Source organism: Microbacterium paraoxydans, from assembly GCF_019056515.1.
Lineage (GTDB): Bacteria > Actinomycetota > Actinomycetes > Actinomycetales > Microbacteriaceae > Microbacterium.
Genome location: NZ_CP064873.1, coordinates 2,145,469 through 2,160,566, shown reverse-complemented (window position 1 = coordinate 2,160,566; position 15,098 = coordinate 2,145,469). Strand labels below are relative to the sequence as shown.

General features: G+C 70.6%; 11 protein-coding genes. 7 read left to right on the top strand and 4 right to left on the bottom strand.

What is annotated here, in order from left to right; all coding sequences use genetic code 11:
- The first annotated feature begins 46 nt into the window (after window positions 1–46).
- The 3 genes from IZR02_RS10390 to def all read left to right on the top strand — a co-directional run bounded on the left by IZR02_RS10390 (window position 47) and on the right by def (window position 5,495).
- Window positions 47–3,454: a pyruvate carboxylase gene (locus IZR02_RS10390; RefSeq protein ID WP_025105104.1), complete on the top strand. Its 3,408-nt coding sequence runs from the start codon at window positions 47–49 to the stop codon at window positions 3,452–3,454.
- 65 nt (window positions 3,455–3,519) lie between these two features.
- Entirely contained in the window at window positions 3,520–5,004 is a 1,485-nt protein-coding gene (locus IZR02_RS10385) for a MinD/ParA family ATP-binding protein (protein ID WP_025105103.1), read from the top strand.
- On the top strand, window positions 5,004–5,495 hold the full coding sequence (gene def / locus IZR02_RS10380) for a peptide deformylase (RefSeq protein ID WP_025105102.1): 492 nt from the start codon (window positions 5,004–5,006) through the stop codon (window positions 5,493–5,495). The genes IZR02_RS10385 and def overlap by 1 nt, the downstream gene beginning before the upstream one ends.
- 92 nt (window positions 5,496–5,587) lie before the next feature.
- On the opposite strand, the gene IZR02_RS10375 is transcribed toward def, so the two are convergent.
- Window positions 5,588–7,420: an AMP-dependent synthetase/ligase gene (locus tag IZR02_RS10375; protein ID WP_025105101.1), complete on the bottom strand. Its 1,833-nt coding sequence runs from the start codon at window positions 7,418–7,420 to the stop codon at window positions 5,588–5,590.
- A gap of 151 nt (window positions 7,421–7,571) precedes the next feature.
- Between IZR02_RS10375 and IZR02_RS10370 the strand changes: the two genes are divergently transcribed.
- A complete protein-coding gene (locus IZR02_RS10370; protein ID WP_029989867.1) occupies window positions 7,572–8,261 on the top strand; it encodes a lysophospholipid acyltransferase family protein in 690 nt (229 codons plus the stop codon).
- A 47-nt stretch (window positions 8,262–8,308) separates the two neighbouring features.
- A complete protein-coding gene (locus tag IZR02_RS10365) occupies window positions 8,309–9,649 on the top strand; it encodes a class II 3-deoxy-7-phosphoheptulonate synthase (protein WP_029989865.1) in 1,341 nt (446 codons plus the stop codon).
- Between the two features lie 61 nt (window positions 9,650–9,710).
- Here IZR02_RS10365 and pknB read toward each other — a convergent pair whose 3' ends face one another.
- Window positions 9,711–11,666, bottom strand: a complete 1,956-nt coding sequence (gene pknB / locus IZR02_RS10360) for a Stk1 family PASTA domain-containing Ser/Thr kinase (protein ID WP_025105100.1) — start codon at window positions 11,664–11,666, stop codon at window positions 9,711–9,713.
- A gap of 76 nt (window positions 11,667–11,742) precedes the next feature.
- Window positions 11,743–12,879 carry a LysM peptidoglycan-binding domain-containing protein gene (locus IZR02_RS10355; protein ID WP_025105099.1) on the bottom strand — a complete coding sequence of 379 codons (1,137 nt, stop codon included), beginning with the start codon at window positions 12,877–12,879 and terminating at the stop codon, window positions 11,743–11,745.
- A gap of 130 nt (window positions 12,880–13,009) precedes the next feature.
- Here IZR02_RS10355 and IZR02_RS10350 point away from each other — a divergent pair, with 130 nt between their 5' ends.
- On the top strand, window positions 13,010–13,366 hold the full coding sequence (locus IZR02_RS10350) for an Rv2175c family DNA-binding protein (protein WP_025105098.1): 357 nt from the start codon (window positions 13,010–13,012) through the stop codon (window positions 13,364–13,366).
- Window positions 13,367–13,372: 6 nt separating this feature from the next.
- On the opposite strand, the gene IZR02_RS10345 is transcribed toward IZR02_RS10350, so the two are convergent.
- Window positions 13,373–14,476 carry a polyprenyl synthetase family protein gene (locus IZR02_RS10345; protein ID WP_051582272.1) on the bottom strand — a complete coding sequence of 368 codons (1,104 nt, stop codon included), beginning with the start codon at window positions 14,474–14,476 and terminating at the stop codon, window positions 13,373–13,375.
- Window positions 14,477–14,560: 84 nt separating this feature from the next.
- Between IZR02_RS10345 and IZR02_RS10340 the strand changes: the two genes are divergently transcribed.
- A complete protein-coding gene (locus tag IZR02_RS10340; RefSeq protein ID WP_025105096.1) occupies window positions 14,561–14,935 on the top strand; it encodes a DUF3040 domain-containing protein in 375 nt (124 codons plus the stop codon).
- Window positions 14,936–15,098: the final 163 nt, after the last annotated feature.

Below are 15,098 nucleotides of genomic sequence, written 5' to 3'. Positions count from 1 at the left end.
CCCCATGTGCGTGCTTCGGCCGTGCATCGAGCTCTCAGAGGTGTGCATGTTCCAGAAGATCCTTGTGGCGAATCGTGGCGAGATCGCGATCCGGGCATTCCGAGCGGCCGTGGAGGTGGGGGCGCGCACCGTCGCCGTCTTCCCGCACGAGGACCGCGGCTCGGTCCACAGGCTCAAGGCCGACGAGGCGTACGAGATCGGCGAGCGCGGCCATCCGGTCCGCGCCTACCTCGACGTCGACGAGATCATCCGCGTCGCGACCGAGGCCGGCGCCGACGCCATCTACCCCGGCTACGGCTTCCTCTCGGAGAACCCCGAGCTGGCGGAGAAGGCCGCGGCGAACGGCATCGTCTTCATCGGGCCGCCTGCGAAGGTCCTCGAGATGGCCGGCAACAAGGTGGAGGCGAAGCGCCACGCCGTCGAAGCGGGCGTCCCCGTGCTCCGGTCCACCGAGGCCTCGGACGACGTCGACGCCCTGGTCGCCCAGGCGGAGGAGATCGGGTTCCCCCTCTTCGCCAAGGCGGTGGCCGGGGGAGGCGGCCGTGGCATGCGGCGCGTCGAGACGATGGGCGATCTCGGCCCTGCCCTCGCCGAGGCCATGCGGGAGGCCGGCAGCGCCTTCGGCGATCCCCGCATGTTCCTCGAGCAGGCCGTCGTGCGGCCCCGGCACATCGAGGTGCAGATCCTCGCGGACAAGACCGGTGAGACGGTGCACCTGTTCGAGCGGGACTGCTCGGTGCAGCGGCGGCATCAGAAGGTCGTCGAGATCGCTCCCGCCCCCAACCTCGACGACGACGTGCGCCAGGCCCTGCACGGCTACGCCGTCGCGTTCGCCCGCTCGATCGGCTACGAGAACGCGGGGACCGTCGAGTTCCTCCTGGAGACGGCGGGGGAGCGCGCCGGCGAGGTCGTGTTCATCGAGATGAACCCGCGCATCCAGGTCGAGCACACGGTGACCGAGGAGGTCACCGATGTCGACCTCGTGCAGAGCCAGATGCGCATCGCCGCGGGGCAGAGCCTCGCCGAGCTGGGACTGCAGCAGGAGAACCTGCACCTGCGCGGTGCCGCACTGCAGTGCCGCATCACCACGGAGGACCCGACGCAGGGCTTCCGTCCCGACACCGGGAAGATCACGACCTACCGCTCGCCCGGCGGCGCGGGGATCCGCCTGGACGGCGGCACCGTGCACCAGGGCGCTCAGATCAGCCCGCACTTCGACTCGATGCTGGCGAAGCTCACGTGCCGCGGACGCGACTTCCCGGCCGCCGTCGCCCGCGCGCGCCGTGCCCTCGCCGAGTTCCGCATCCGCGGCGTCTCCACGAACATCCCCTTCCTCCAGGCGCTGCTCGACGACGAGGCGTTCATCCGAGGCGACGTCAGCACGTCCTTCATCGACGAGCGCCCGGAGCTGCTCCGCGGACGCGAGTCGAAGGACCGCGGGACCAAGATCCTCAACTGGCTCGTCGACGTGACGGTGAACAAGCCGCACGGTGCGCATCCCGGCGTCATCGACCCCGCGACCAAACTGCCGCCGATCGACCTGGCCGCCGAACCGGCGCCCGGCTCCCGGCAGCGGCTGCTCGAGGTCGGCCCGGAGGAGTTCGCGCGCGGCCTGCGTGCGCAGAGCGCGCTCGCGATCACGGACACGACGTTCCGCGACGCGCACCAGTCGCTGCTCGCGACCCGCGTCCGCACGAAGGACCTCGTCGCCGCCGCGCCGTACCTCGCCCGGCTGACACCGGAGCTGCTGTCGGTCGAGGCCTGGGGCGGCGCCACCTACGACGTGGCGCTCCGCTTCCTGGGCGAGGACCCGTGGGAGCGGCTCGACAAGCTGCGCGCGGCCCTGCCGAACGTCGCGATCCAGATGCTGCTGCGCGGCCGGAACACGGTCGGCTACACGCCGTACCCGACGGCGGTGACCGAGGCCTTCGTCGCGGAGGCGGCGGCGAGCGGCGTCGACATCTTCCGCATCTTCGACGCGCTCAACGACGTGGAGCAGATGCGCCCCGCGATCGAGGCGGTCCGCGCCACGGGGACGGCCGTCGCGGAGGTCGCGCTCTGCTACACCGGCGATCTGCTGGATCCGGCGGAGGAGCTCTACACCCTCGACTACTACCTGGGGCTCGCGGATCAGATCGTCGCCGCGGGTGCGCACATCCTCGCGATCAAGGACATGGCGGGACTGCTCCGTCCCGCCGCCGCCGCGAAGCTCGTCTCGGCGCTCCGGGAGCGCTTCGACCTGCCCGTGCACCTGCACACCCACGACACTCCGGGCGGACAGCTCGCCACCCTGCTCGCGGCCAGCACCGCCGGCGTCGATGCGGTGGACGCCGCGTCGGCCCCGCTGTCCGGCACGACCAGCCAGCCGTCGCTGTCGTCTCTCGTGGCCGCCCTCGCCCACACGGAGCGGGACAGCGGGATCTCCCTCGCCGCGGTCTCCGACCTGGAACCGTACTGGGAGGCGGTGCGTCGCCAGTACGCGCCGTTCGAGTCCGGGCTGCCGGGGCCCACGGGGCGCGTGTACCACCACGAGATCCCCGGCGGACAGCTGTCGAACCTCCGGCAGCAGGCGAAGGCTCTCGGCCTCGCGGACGACTTCGAGCTCATCGAGGACATGTACGCCGCCGCGGACCGCATCCTCGGACGCGTGCCTAAGGTCACCCCGTCGTCGAAGGTCGTGGGCGACCTCGCCCTGCACCTCGCCGCGGTGAAGGCCGACCCCGCAGACTTCGAGGCGAACCCCGAGAAGTACGACGTTCCGGACTCCGTGGTCGGGTTCATGGCCGGAGAGCTCGGCGACCTCCCCGGTGGCTGGCCCGAGCCCTTCCGCTCCAAGGTGCTCGCGGGGCGTTCCGTGCGCACGGGGCTCACGGCGCTGACGGAGCAGGACGAGGCGGAGCTGGCGGGGACGAGCGCCCAGCGCCGGTCCCGCTTGAACACGCTGCTCTTCCCCGCCCCCACGGCCGAGTTCGCGGAGCGGCGCGAGCAGTACGGCGATCTGTCCGTGCTCGACACGAGCGACTACCTCTACGGCCTGGTCCCCGGCCAGGAGCACCTCATCGAGATCGACCGAGGGGTACAGCTCTACGTCGGTCTCGAAGCCATCGGTGAGGCGGACGACAAGGGCATGCGCACCGTGATGACGACTCTGAACGGTCAACTCCGGCCCGTGTTCGTGCGCGATCGCTCGATCGCTGTCGACGCGCACGAGGTGGAGAAGGCCGACACGTCGGTGCCCGGCCAGGTGGCCGCGCCGTTCTCCGGCGTGGTCACGCTCAAGGCCGAGGTGGGCGCGACCGTGCGGGCCGGCGAGCCGGTCGCGTCGATCGAGGCGATGAAGATGGAGGCCGCCATCACCGCCCCGGTGGACGGGGTCGTGGAGCGGCATGCCATCGCCGAGACGCAGCAGGTGGACGCGGGTGATCTTTTGGTCGTGATCCGACCGGCGCACTAATCTTGTGCGGGCGAGGCCGCGCACCCTGGGCGCATCCCGAGGCCCGCACAGGTTGGGAGTGACACGTGACCGCGAAGAAGAACGCCGACCCCGAGGACAGTCCGCTGGGAGTGCTCGACGACGCCGCGTCCGTCGACACCGCCGGCATCGGCATCCTCGGCGGGACCGCGCAGGTGCGGGTGACCCTGCCGGCGGAGGAGGACGACGACCTCGCCGATGACGGCGTGGTGGAGGGAGAGGTCGGGATCGATCTCGTCGTCGACGACCTCACCCTCCCCTCCGCGCAGACGCCCGTCCTCGACCCGCCGCGCATCCACGAGGTGATCGACGCGGTCGTGGTGGAGGAGCCGGTGCCGGCCGTGGTTGCCGCGCCGGAGCGGGCCGCCGAAGAGAAGGCGGCCGCCCTCTTCCTCGCGAAGGCCGATGCCGACCGTGCGGAGGTCCCGGCCGCGAAACCGGCGCGGGCCCCGCAGGTGCCCGTGCAGAAGGAGACCACGATGCCCGAAGCCGACGACACACCCGCCGCCTCCGTGCCCGCACGTCCGGCGCCCCGGACGGATGTGACCCTCACCGCGAAGCGTCTGGGGGAGCTGGGGGAGTCCGCTCGCGAGTCCGCGGACCTCCTCACGACCGATCGCCTCCTCGACCCGCACCGGGTGGCCAAGCCCGAACCCGAGGGCGGGTGGAGTCACCTGCTCTACACGTTGTCCGGTCGGCGGCTGAACATCGGCGACGGGCGCCGTGCGCGCGAGCGCAAGGAGCTGACCGCGCGCATCGCGGCCCCGCTCGCCGGCGGCGCCCGCTTCGTGCCGGTGCTCTCCCGCAAGGGCGGGGTGGGCAAGACCACCGTCACGGCGCTCCTGGGCATGGCCCTCGCGGACGCGCGGGAGGACCGTGTCATCGCGGTGGACGCGAACCCCGATCGGGGCACTCTCGCCGACCGGGTGCAGCGCGCCGCGCACGGCAAGTCCGTGCGCGACCTCGTCCGCATCCGGGACGACGTGCGCGGCTACCACGACATCTCCGCGATCGTGGCTCGGGATGCGACGCGCCTCGACGTGCTCGCGTCGGACGCCGATCCCCGTGTCGCCGAAGCCTTCAGTGACAGCGACTACCGCGATGTCGCCGACGTCGCCGCGCACTACTACTCGCTCGTGCTCACCGACACCGGTACCGGGATCGTCCACTCGGTGATGTCGGCGACCCTCGATCTCGCCGACCAGATCGTCATCGTCTCCGGTCTCAGCGTCGACGAGGCACGGCTGGCCTCCGAGACGCTCACGTGGCTCGAGACCAACGGGTACGCGCAACAGGCGCGCGACGCCATCGTGGTGCTCAACCAGTCGACCCCGGGCACGCCGCTCGTCCGCCTCGGAGAGCTGCAGGCGCACTTCGCGTCGCGGACCCGCAGCGTCGTGCGCGTGCCGTACGACCCGCAGATCGCCGCGGGCGGGACGATCGTCTTCGCAAACCTCCTCCCCGAGACCCGGAAGGCGGCGCGGGAACTCGCCGCGCTCCTCGTCGAGGGCCTCCGGACGAAGGCCGCCTGATGACGGTTCGCGAGATCCGCATCTTCGGCGACCCGGTCCTGCGGACGGTGTGCGCGCCCATCGAGGAGATCGACGACGGCGTGCGCGCCCTGGTAACCGATCTCCTGGAGACCGTCGAGCTTCCGGGGCGCGCCGGCGTGGCGGCCCCGCAGATCGGCGTCGCGCTGCGCGCCTTCAGCTACAACGTCGACGGCGAGATCGGGTACGTCCTCAACCCCGTGCTCACGGAGGTGCGCGGCGAGCCGGAGCCCACGGGGGAGGGCTGCCTCTCCGTCCCCGGACTCTGGCACGACGCCCAGCGCCATCCCTGGGCCCGCGTCGAGGGGATCGACCTCGACGGACAGCCCGTGGTGCTCGAGGGCGACGGCTTGCTCGCGCAGGCGCTCCAGCACGAGACCGACCACCTCGACGGCACGCTCTTCCTCTCCCGGCTCGACCCGGAGACGCGGAAGGTCGCGATGCGCGAGGTGCGCGAGAGCTCCTGGTTCTAGCTGTCGACCCACCCCTTCTCGTACGAACCGGCCCCTTACGCGCGAGCGCAAGGGGCCGGTTCGGTCAGAAGGGGGTGGGTCGACGAGGGGCGTCAGCCGCCGATCGCGACGTTGGTGGTGGCGACGGGCTCGTCGTAGATCGCGGAGATCTCGTCGGCGAAGTCGTTCATGATGATGTTCCGCTTGATCGACAGCTTCGGGGTGAGATGGCCCGAGGCCTCCGTCCACTCCGAGTCGAGGATCGTGAACTTGCGGATGGACTCCGCACGCGACACCCGCTCGTTCGCTGCGTCGACCGCGCGCTGGACCTCGGCCCGAACCTGCGGGTTGGTCGAGGCCTCCGCCAGCGTCATCTTCTCGTCGAGGCCGTTGTTCGCGAGCCACGTCGGCAGCATCTCGGGGTCGAGCGTGACGAGCGCCGAGATGAACGGACGCTGGTCGCCGACGACGACGACCTGCCCGACGATCGGGTTCGCGCGGATCGGGTCCTCCAGGGCCGCGGGGGCGACGTTCTTGCCGCCCGCCGTGACGATGATCTCCTTCTTGCGTCCGGTGATCGTGAGGAACCCGTCGGCGTCGAAGCTGCCGATGTCGCCGGTGTGGAACCAGCCGCCGTCGCTGAACGCCTCGGCGGTGGCCTCCGGGTTGTTCCAGTACTCCTTGAAGACGTTGATGCCGCGCACCTCGATCTCGCCGTCGTCGGCGAGACGCACCCCGACGCCGGGAAGGGCGGGACCGACCGTGCCGATCTTCGACTTCGAGGCGAGGTTCACGGTCGCGGGGGCGGTCGTCTCGGTCAGGCCGTAGCCCTCGAGGATCACGACGCCGAGGCTGTGGAAGAAGTGACCGAGGCGGGCGCCCAGGGGAGCGGAGCCGGACACCGCGTAGACGACCTTGCCGCCCATGGCCTCGCGGAGCTTGGAGTAGACGAGCTTGTTGAACAGCGCGAACTTGAGCTTCGTCCCGAACGGGATCTTCTTGCCCTCCTCCAGCAGCCGGGAGTGCTCGATCGCGACGTCGGCGGCGGCGCGGAAGATCTTGCCCTTGCCGCCCGCCTCGGCCTTCTGCTCGGCGGAGTTGTAGACCTTCTCGAACACGCGGGGGACTGCGAGGAGGAAGGTCGGCTGGAACGAGCCGAGGGCCGGGAGCAGCTGGCGCGTGTCCGGCTGGTGACCGGTGCGCACCCCCGCGTGCACATTGAGGATGGAGATGAAGCGGGCGAAGACGTGTGCCGTCGTGATGAAGAGGAGGGTGGAGGACCCCGGCGTCTGCACGACCTCGTCGAGGGCCTTCGCGGAGTTGCGGGACAGCTCGACGAAGTTGCTGTGCGTGAGCACGCAGCCCTTCGGTCGCCCGGTGGACCCCGAGGTGTAGATGAGGGTGGCGATGTCGGAGCCGACGGCGAGGTTCCGACGGCGCTGGATCTCCTCGTCGGAAACCGATGCCCCCTGGGCGGTGAGCGTGTCGATCGCGCCCAGGTGCAGCTGCCAGACCTCCCGGAGCAGTGGCAGGTCGCCGCGCACCTCGTCGACGCGGGCGAAGTGCTCCGGCGACTCGACGAGGAGGGCGATGGCGCCGGAGTCCTCGAGGATCCACTGGATCTGCGACGGCGAGCTCGTCTCGTAGATCGGCACCATCACCGCACCGGCGTAGAAGAGGGCGAAGTCGACGAGGCTCCACTCGTAGGTGGTGCGGGCGAGGAAGCCCACCTTCTCGCCGGGCTGGATGCCCGCGGCGGCGAAGCCCTTCGCGAGCGCGATCACCGCGGTCTCGAAGTCGGCGGCGGTGATGTCGCGCCATCCGTCGCCCTGCGGGACGGAGAACAGCGCCCGGTCGGGAGTCGCCTCGACGCGCTTCGCAAGCAGGTCGGCGACGTTCGCGTCGGGATCGGCGGGGACGATCGCGGGGACTTCAAACTGGACCACGGCAGCTCCTTCGGTACCGGTCGGGCACGGGCGTTGGTCCGAGTCTAGGGCATGGCACCGGGTCGCGGTCAGGGTGAAACTGAGTCGCTTTCCCGAGGCCGCGAGGGGGAACGGCGGGACGATCCGCGACACGGCGCTAGACTTCACCTCGATGTTCTACTGGCTGATGAAGTACGTCGTGATCGGCCCCGTGGTCAAGGCCGTGTTCCGCCCCTGGATCGTGGGGCGGAAGAACGTGCCCGCGACCGGAGCGGCGATCCTCGCCAGCAATCATCTCTCCTTCGCGGACTCGATCTTCCTACCGCTCGTGATCGACCGGCCCATGTCGTTCCTCGCGAAGAGCGACTACTTCACCGGGCGGGGCCTCAAGGGGTGGTCCACCCGCTTCTTCATGAAGGCGACCGGGCAGCTCCCCATCGACCGCTCGGGCGGAAAGGCCTCGGAGGCATCGCTCAACACGGGTCTCCAGGTGCTCGGCGGGGGCGACCTCCTCGGCATCTATCCGGAGGGCACCCGCAGCCCTGACGGCAAGCTCTACCGCGGCCGCACCGGCATCGCCCGGATGGCACTCGAAGCCAAGGTCCCCGTGATCCCGGTCATCATGGTCGACACCGACACGGCCATGCCCATCGGCCGGCGGATCCCGCGCGTCATGCGGGTCGGGATCGTCATCGGCGAGCCCCTCGACTTCTCCCGGTACGCCGGGATGGAGAACGACCGCTACATCCTCCGCTCGGTCACGGACGAGATCATGGTGGCGCTCCAGCGGCTCGGTCAGCAGGAGTACGAGGACGTCTACGCATCGACCGTCAAGGACCGCCTCCCGAGCCGCGTCACATAGGCTCCAGGGCGCGTCTCGGCGGTGTCGCCGCCCACTAGGCTGGACGCATGCTCCCGCACCACATCGAAGCCCTTGATGCCTGGCGCTCGCTTCCCATCAAGCAGCAGCCGCAGTGGCCAGACGCCGACCGCGTCGCCGACGTCTCCCGGCAGATCTCGAGCCTTCCGCCGCTGGTCTTCGCCGGTGAGGTCGACAACCTCCGCGACCGTCTCGCCCGGGCCGCCTCGGGGCAGGCCTTCCTGCTGCAGGGCGGCGACTGCGCCGAGACGTTCGCCGGCGCGACCGCCGAGCAGATCCGCAACCGCATCAAGACGGTGCTGCAGATGGCCGTGGTGCTCACGTACGGCGCCTCGATGCCGGTCGTCAAGATGGGACGCATGGCCGGGCAGTTCGCCAAGCCGCGCTCCAGCGACACGGAGACCCGCGGCGAGGTCACGCTCCCGGCGTACCGCGGCGACATCGTCAACGGCTACGACTTCACCGAGGGCTCGCGTCAGGCCGACCCCGGTCGTCTGCTGCAGGGCTACCACACCGCGGCGTCGACGCTGAACCTCATCCGGGCGTTCACGCAGGGTGGATTCGCCGACCTCCGCGAGGTGCACTCCTGGAACAAGGGCTTCGCCCAGAACCCCGCCAACCAACGCTACGAGCGCATGGCCGCGGAGATCGACCGGGCGATCAAGTTCATGGAGGCCGCCGGCGCCGACTTCGACGAGCTCAAGCGCGTCGAGTTCTTCACCGGGCACGAGGGCCTGCTCATGGACTACGAGCGCCCGATGACGCGCATCGACTCCCGGACGGACACCCCGTACAACACCTCGGCCCACTTCCTGTGGATCGGGGAGCGCACGCGCGAGCTCGACGGCGCGCACGTCGACTACTTCTCGAAGATCCGGAACCCGATCGGCGTGAAGCTGGGTCCCACCACGACGCCGGAGACGGCGCTGGCGCTGATCGACAAGCTCGACCCGGAGCGCGAGCCCGGACGCCTGACCTTCATCACGCGCATGGGCGCCGGACGCATCCGCGACGCGCTGCCCCCGCTGCTGGAGGCCGTCCGGGAATCCGGCGCGCAGCCGCTGTGGGTCACCGACCCCATGCACGGCAACGGCATCACCACGCCGACCGGCTACAAGACGCGTCGCTTCGACGACGTCGTCGACGAGGTCCGCGGCTTCTTCGAGGCGCACCGTGCGGTGGGCACGTTCCCCGGCGGCATCCACGTCGAGCTGACGGGAGACGACGTCACCGAGTGCCTGGGTGGGTCGGAGCAGATCGACGAGGCCGCGCTCGCGACCCGCTACGAGAGCCTGTGCGACCCGCGCCTGAACCACATGCAGTCGCTGGAGCTGGCGTTCCTCGTGGCCGAGGAGCTCGAGAAGCGCTGATCCGCGAGGCGGATGCACGAAGGGGCCGGAACGATGTTCCGGCCCCTTCGTCGTCTCGGTCTCAGCCGGCGAAGCCCATGGTGAGCGTGATGCTCGTGCCCTTGCGCTGCGGTTCGGATGGGCTGTACGACTCCACCCGCGTGTTCTCGTTCGCGAGGAGGTCCCAGACGGAGTCGGGGAGTCCGGTGCTGCTCGTGTAGCTCCACGTGAAGCCGGCGTCACGCAGGGCGGCGGTGGCCTCGTTGCGCGTCATGCCCGACACATCGGGGACGTCGAAGAGCGGCGGCCCCTGCGAGATGATGAGCTGGATGGTCTCGCCCGGTCGCCAGGCACCCTCCTCGGCGCGGTCCGCGTATCCGATGACGCGGTCCTTGCCGATGGAGTCGCTCGGGCGGTAGATGCTCTCCTCGGCGACCTTGAGTCCCTTGCCGGTCAGCGCCTCGGTGGCCTGAGCGACGGTCATGTCCGTGACGTCGGGCACGGCGCCGCGGGAGACCTGCATGGTCGCGGTGTCCTTCTCATGCACCGTGCAGCCCTCTTCGCAGCCGAAGGCGTCGCCGCCGTCCCGAGGGGTGATGCGCACGTTGATCACCGAGCCGTTCGCCGCGTCGGTGAAGAACTCCTCGTCGTCGGTGATCTCCAGGTTCGCCGCCGCCAGCGCCGCGCGGACGTCGTCGGCCGACTGCCCGGCGACGGCGGCGAGCTCGTGCGAGGCGGGGCCGGCGGAGACGACGACGGCGACCGTGGTGCCCTTGTCGACCCTGGCCCCGGTGCCGGGATCGGTCTCGATGACGATGCCCTTGTCGACGTCGACGGAGAACTCGTCGCGCTGCGTCGGTTCGAAGCCTGCCTCGGTGAGGTCGGCCGCCGCCTCGTCGTACGTCTGTCCCGCGACATCGGGGACCGCGATGAGCGAACCGGGGCCGGAGCCGAACCACCAGCCCACGCCGCCGGCGAGGACCGCGAGCAGGAGCACGAGGGACAGCAGGAAGGTGCCGCGGGCGCGGCGCTTCGAGGCCCGCCGACGGAGGATGGTGGCGTTGTCGATCCCCGGGGAGGTCGCCGTCGCCGGCTCCGGGAGCACCATCGTGCCCGGCATGACCTTGGTGAGGTCGCCGGAGTCCGCCTGGTCGCGGGCGGAGCCGGTCGTCCGGGTCACCGCGGGGGCGACGCCGATCTCGCGCTCGATCCCGCGCAGACGCTCCAGCATCTGCTGTGCGTCGTCGGGCCGCTCGTCCGGCGACTTCTCCGTCGCCCAGAGCACGAGCTCGTCGAGCTGTTCCGGGACCGCGGGGTTGCGCACGCTGGGGCGGGGCACCGACTCGGTGGCGTGCTGGAAGGCGATCTGCATCGGCTGCTCGCCCTTGTAGGGCTGCTCGCCGACGAGCATCTCGTAGAGCATGATGCCGAGCGCGTAGATGTCGCTGCGGGCGTCGGCCGTGCCGCGCGTAACGAGCTCGGGCGCGAGGTAGGCGATCGTCCCGAGCAGCTGCTGGCCGGTTGCCGTGTTGGCCGTGGTGGCCCTGGCGAGGCCGAAGTCGCCGATCTTGATGCGGCCGTCTTCCGCGAGCAGCACGTTCTCCGGCTTGACGTCGCGGTGGACGATCCCGGCGCGGTGCGCAGCGGACAGTCCGGCGAGGACGGCGTCCATGATCGTGATCGTCTGGGCGACGGTCAGGCGCTTCTGCTCGCGGAGGAGTTCGCGCAGGGTGATGCCCGGCAGATACTCCATGACGAGGTAGGCGAGTTCGCCGTCCTGCCCCTGGTCGAAGACGTTGACGACGTGCGGGTCGGCCAGACGGGCGGCCGCGCGGGCCTCCTGGATGAACCGGCTCTGGAACGCCGAGTCGTCGCTGAGGTGCGCGTGCATCACCTTCAGGGCGATGCGGCGCTCGAGGCGCAGGTCGGTGGCGACGTACACGGTGGCCATCCCGCCGCGGGCGATCCGCGCGCGGACGCGGTAGCGACCGTCGACAAGCCGCCCGATGAGGGGGTCGGCCTGATGGTTGGTCGTCACGACAGAAGTCTATGGACGATTGGCTGAAAGCCCCGGGAACGCCTCACCCCTCGACGCATCCGGATTTCCGGAATCGTCACCCGTGCTGGGCGAGCCACGCGTACGCCTGCGTCTCCCACTGCCCGTAGCGCTCGGGGTAGGCGGAGATCTGCACGGCCTGCGCCGCGTCGGTGAAGGACAGCGACTCCCACCCGGGGATGTCGAACAGACCGCGGGTGACGTCGCCGTTGGGATCGCCGGTTCCGCCGTAGAAGACCCGCGTGCTCCGTTCCGCATCCATGATCTGCTCCGGCGTGCCCCAGCCCGTGCTGGGGCGCTGCTGGAACAGGCCGAGCGAATCCCGGTCTCCCCAGTCGAGGTTCCGCAGACCCGACTCCACCATCCCCGTCGCCAGAGCGGTGGCGATCGCGCGGTCGGAGGCGCCCAGCTCACGGCCGATGCGGATGATGAGGGAGGCATTGGCCGCCTGCTCCGCATTCAGGGCGGCGGTGCGCTGGCCGCTCGGGGCGGCGGCGGGCGTCGGCGCCGGAGCACCCTGGACGGCGAGCTTCTGACCGGGATAGATGATCGACGAGGCTTCGAGGCCGTTCCAGGCGAAGAGGGACTGCGTCGTGGTGCCGTACTTCTGCGCGATCGAGAACAGCGTCTCACCGGCGGCCACGGTGTGCGTGGCGGCGGCCGGTGCGGGGGCGGGCGTCGACGGCGCTGCGGCCGGCGCGGCCGCGGGGGCTCCGGGTGCACCCGCGGAGACGACGAGCTTCTGGCCCGGGTAGATGATCGCGCCCTGGGGCAGGCCGTTCGCGGCGAGGACGGCGCTCACCGAGGTCCCGTACGTCCGGGCGATGGCGAACACCGTGTCGCCGGCCGCGACGACGTGCGTCTTCGCCGCGGCAGAGGCGAGCGTCGCGGCCGGGGCCGGAGCCGCCGCAGGTGCCCGCAGGGAGAGAGTCTGCCCGGGGTAGATCACGGAGCGCATCGAGAGCCCGTTCCAGCTGAGGACGTCGGCGGTCCGGAGCCCGTACCGACCGGCGATGCCGGCGACCGTGTCGCCCGGCTGCACGACGTGCCCCGGCGGCACGTTCTGCGTGGGTACGACGCGCGTCGGAGCGACGCGCTGGCGTTCGTGCGGTGCGAGCGGTGGTGCGGGTGCGGCGGCGGGTGTCGCCGTCAGGGTGGCGGCGAGAGCGCCGGCCACGGCTGTCTGCAGGATCACGTCGGGCCCCCTTTTCGAGCACTTCACGCTGACACGGATGTATAGAGATGTCAACAGAAGTGACGGGTGTGACGCATGGGACGGAAGTGACGAACATGCGACCGGGCCGTGGAGGTGAGATAGTGGCACCGTGTCTGAGAACGTCGCTGCAACCCCTGACTCCGCGCTCGAGTGGCTGACCATGCCCGACCTCGTCGAGGTCCTCGGCGAGCCGTTGGGTCGCGTGCGACGCCTGATCGACGAGCACTACCTCGTCGGCTCGCGCCGCAGCGGTGTCTTCGCGGTCCCCTCCGTGTTCATCGTGGACGGACAGCCGCTGAGCTCGCTGCGCGGAACGATCATCGTGCTGCAGGACGCCGGGTTCTCCGACGACGAGCTGATCGACTGGCTGCTCGCCGAGGACGAAACCCTCGGGCGTTCGCCGATCGCCTCTCTCCTCGCGGGGCACAAGAGCGAGGTGCGCCGGCTCGCGCGCACGCTCGCCTGAGCCTGCTCAGGAGGAGCGCACGGTGGCGGCCCTGGCGAGGTCGCGCAGCTCGCCGACCGCTGCGTCGTCGAGGCGCGCGCCGGTCAGTGCGCGGTCGGCGTCCCTGGCGTAGTCGGCGATCATCGTCTCGACGCGGTCCAGAGCCCCGGTTCCGGCGATCGTCTCCTGCAGGAAGGAGACCTGGGATGCCGACAGGTCGGGATCGCCGAGCATCTCGTCGAGCACCCGGCGGGCCGAGGTGTCCAGGCGCTCCCTGGTGAAGGCGATGAGCACGGTCCGCTTGCCCTCCCGCAGGTCGTCGCCCGCGGGCTTCCCGGTGACGGCGGCGTCGCCGAACACGCCGAGCACATCGTCGCGCAGCTGGAAGGCGAGACCGAGCGGATGCCCGAAGCGGCGCAGCGCCCGTGTCTGGTCGGCATCGGCGCCGGCCAGGCTCGCTCCGAGGACCAGCGGCTGCTCGATGCTGTAGCGCGCCGATTTCAGCGAGGCGACGCGGAGCGCCCGCTCGGCGTGCTCGCGGTCGTCGCTCACGCTCCACGCCGACTCCTCGGCGATGTCGAGGAACTGCCCGGTCGTGACGTCGCGCCGCATCCGGGCATACTCCGCCCGCACGGTCCTCGCCTCGGCGTGCCCGTCGAGCGCCGACTCCAGGAGGTCGTCGCTCCAGGCCACGAGGAGATCGCCGAGCAGGACGGATCCGGCGCGCCCGAAGGCGGCGGCGTCGCCCCACCATCCGGCGGCGCGGTGCGAGGACTCGAGTGCGCGGTGGGCGGCGGGGCGTCCTCGACGGGTGTCCGAGTTGTCGATCAGGTCGTCATGGACGAGAGCGGCCGACTGGAAGATCTCGAGGGCGGCGCAGGCGTCCCACAGGTGGTCGTCCTCGACCGCGCGACGATCGCGGAACCGGGCGACCGCACGCCACCCGGCGTGACAGAACCGGGCGCGCAGGCGCTTGCCGCCGGAGAGGGTGTCCGCCGCCGCGGCGAGGAAGGCGGCGGCGTCCTCGCCGTACTCGGCCGACTCGGCTCGCATGCGGTCGAGGAAGAGGTCCAGTCGCGCGGCTACGGCCTCAGCGACGGAGGGGGTGGGGGACGGCACGACTCCCAGCATACGTAAAGGATGTGAGGCGGGAACCGCTAGCCCCGGACGCTGCTCGCGCGTAGACTGGAGGGCACGATACCCGAGGGGGATGAGATGCCACTCTCCGAACAGGAGCAACGTCTGCTCGACGAGATGGAACGCCATCTCCTGCACAATGACGCCGACGTCGTGAGCGCGCCGTCGGGTGATCGCACGCTGAGCTATCGCAACCTCGTCTACGGGGCCCTCCTCCTGCTCGCCGGCATCGGCGGACTGGTCGTGGGTGTCATCCTCGGCGACGTCTGGGGCATCGTGGTCGGCGTCATCGGATTCGCGGCCATGCTCGGCGGAGTGATGCTGGCCGTCACCCCGGTCCGGCGCAGCGGTCCGGCAGAGACGCGCACGCGCACCGCCCCGAAGCGGCAGGACTCCTCCTCCTTCATGGATCGCATGAATGACCGGTGGGATCGGCGCCAGGACGGTCACTGAGCCCCCTCCCTTCTCCTCCACCACGAAGCCCGGATGCTGAGCATCCGGGCTTTTTCGTGTCTTCGGTCCGTTGACGCCGTGTGAGTCCTCCACTGGCCCTCCACTCGCCCTCCACCTTGCTCCACCGCGGAATCTCGCGGGTCGCGAGCGTGCGGGTCGCGAA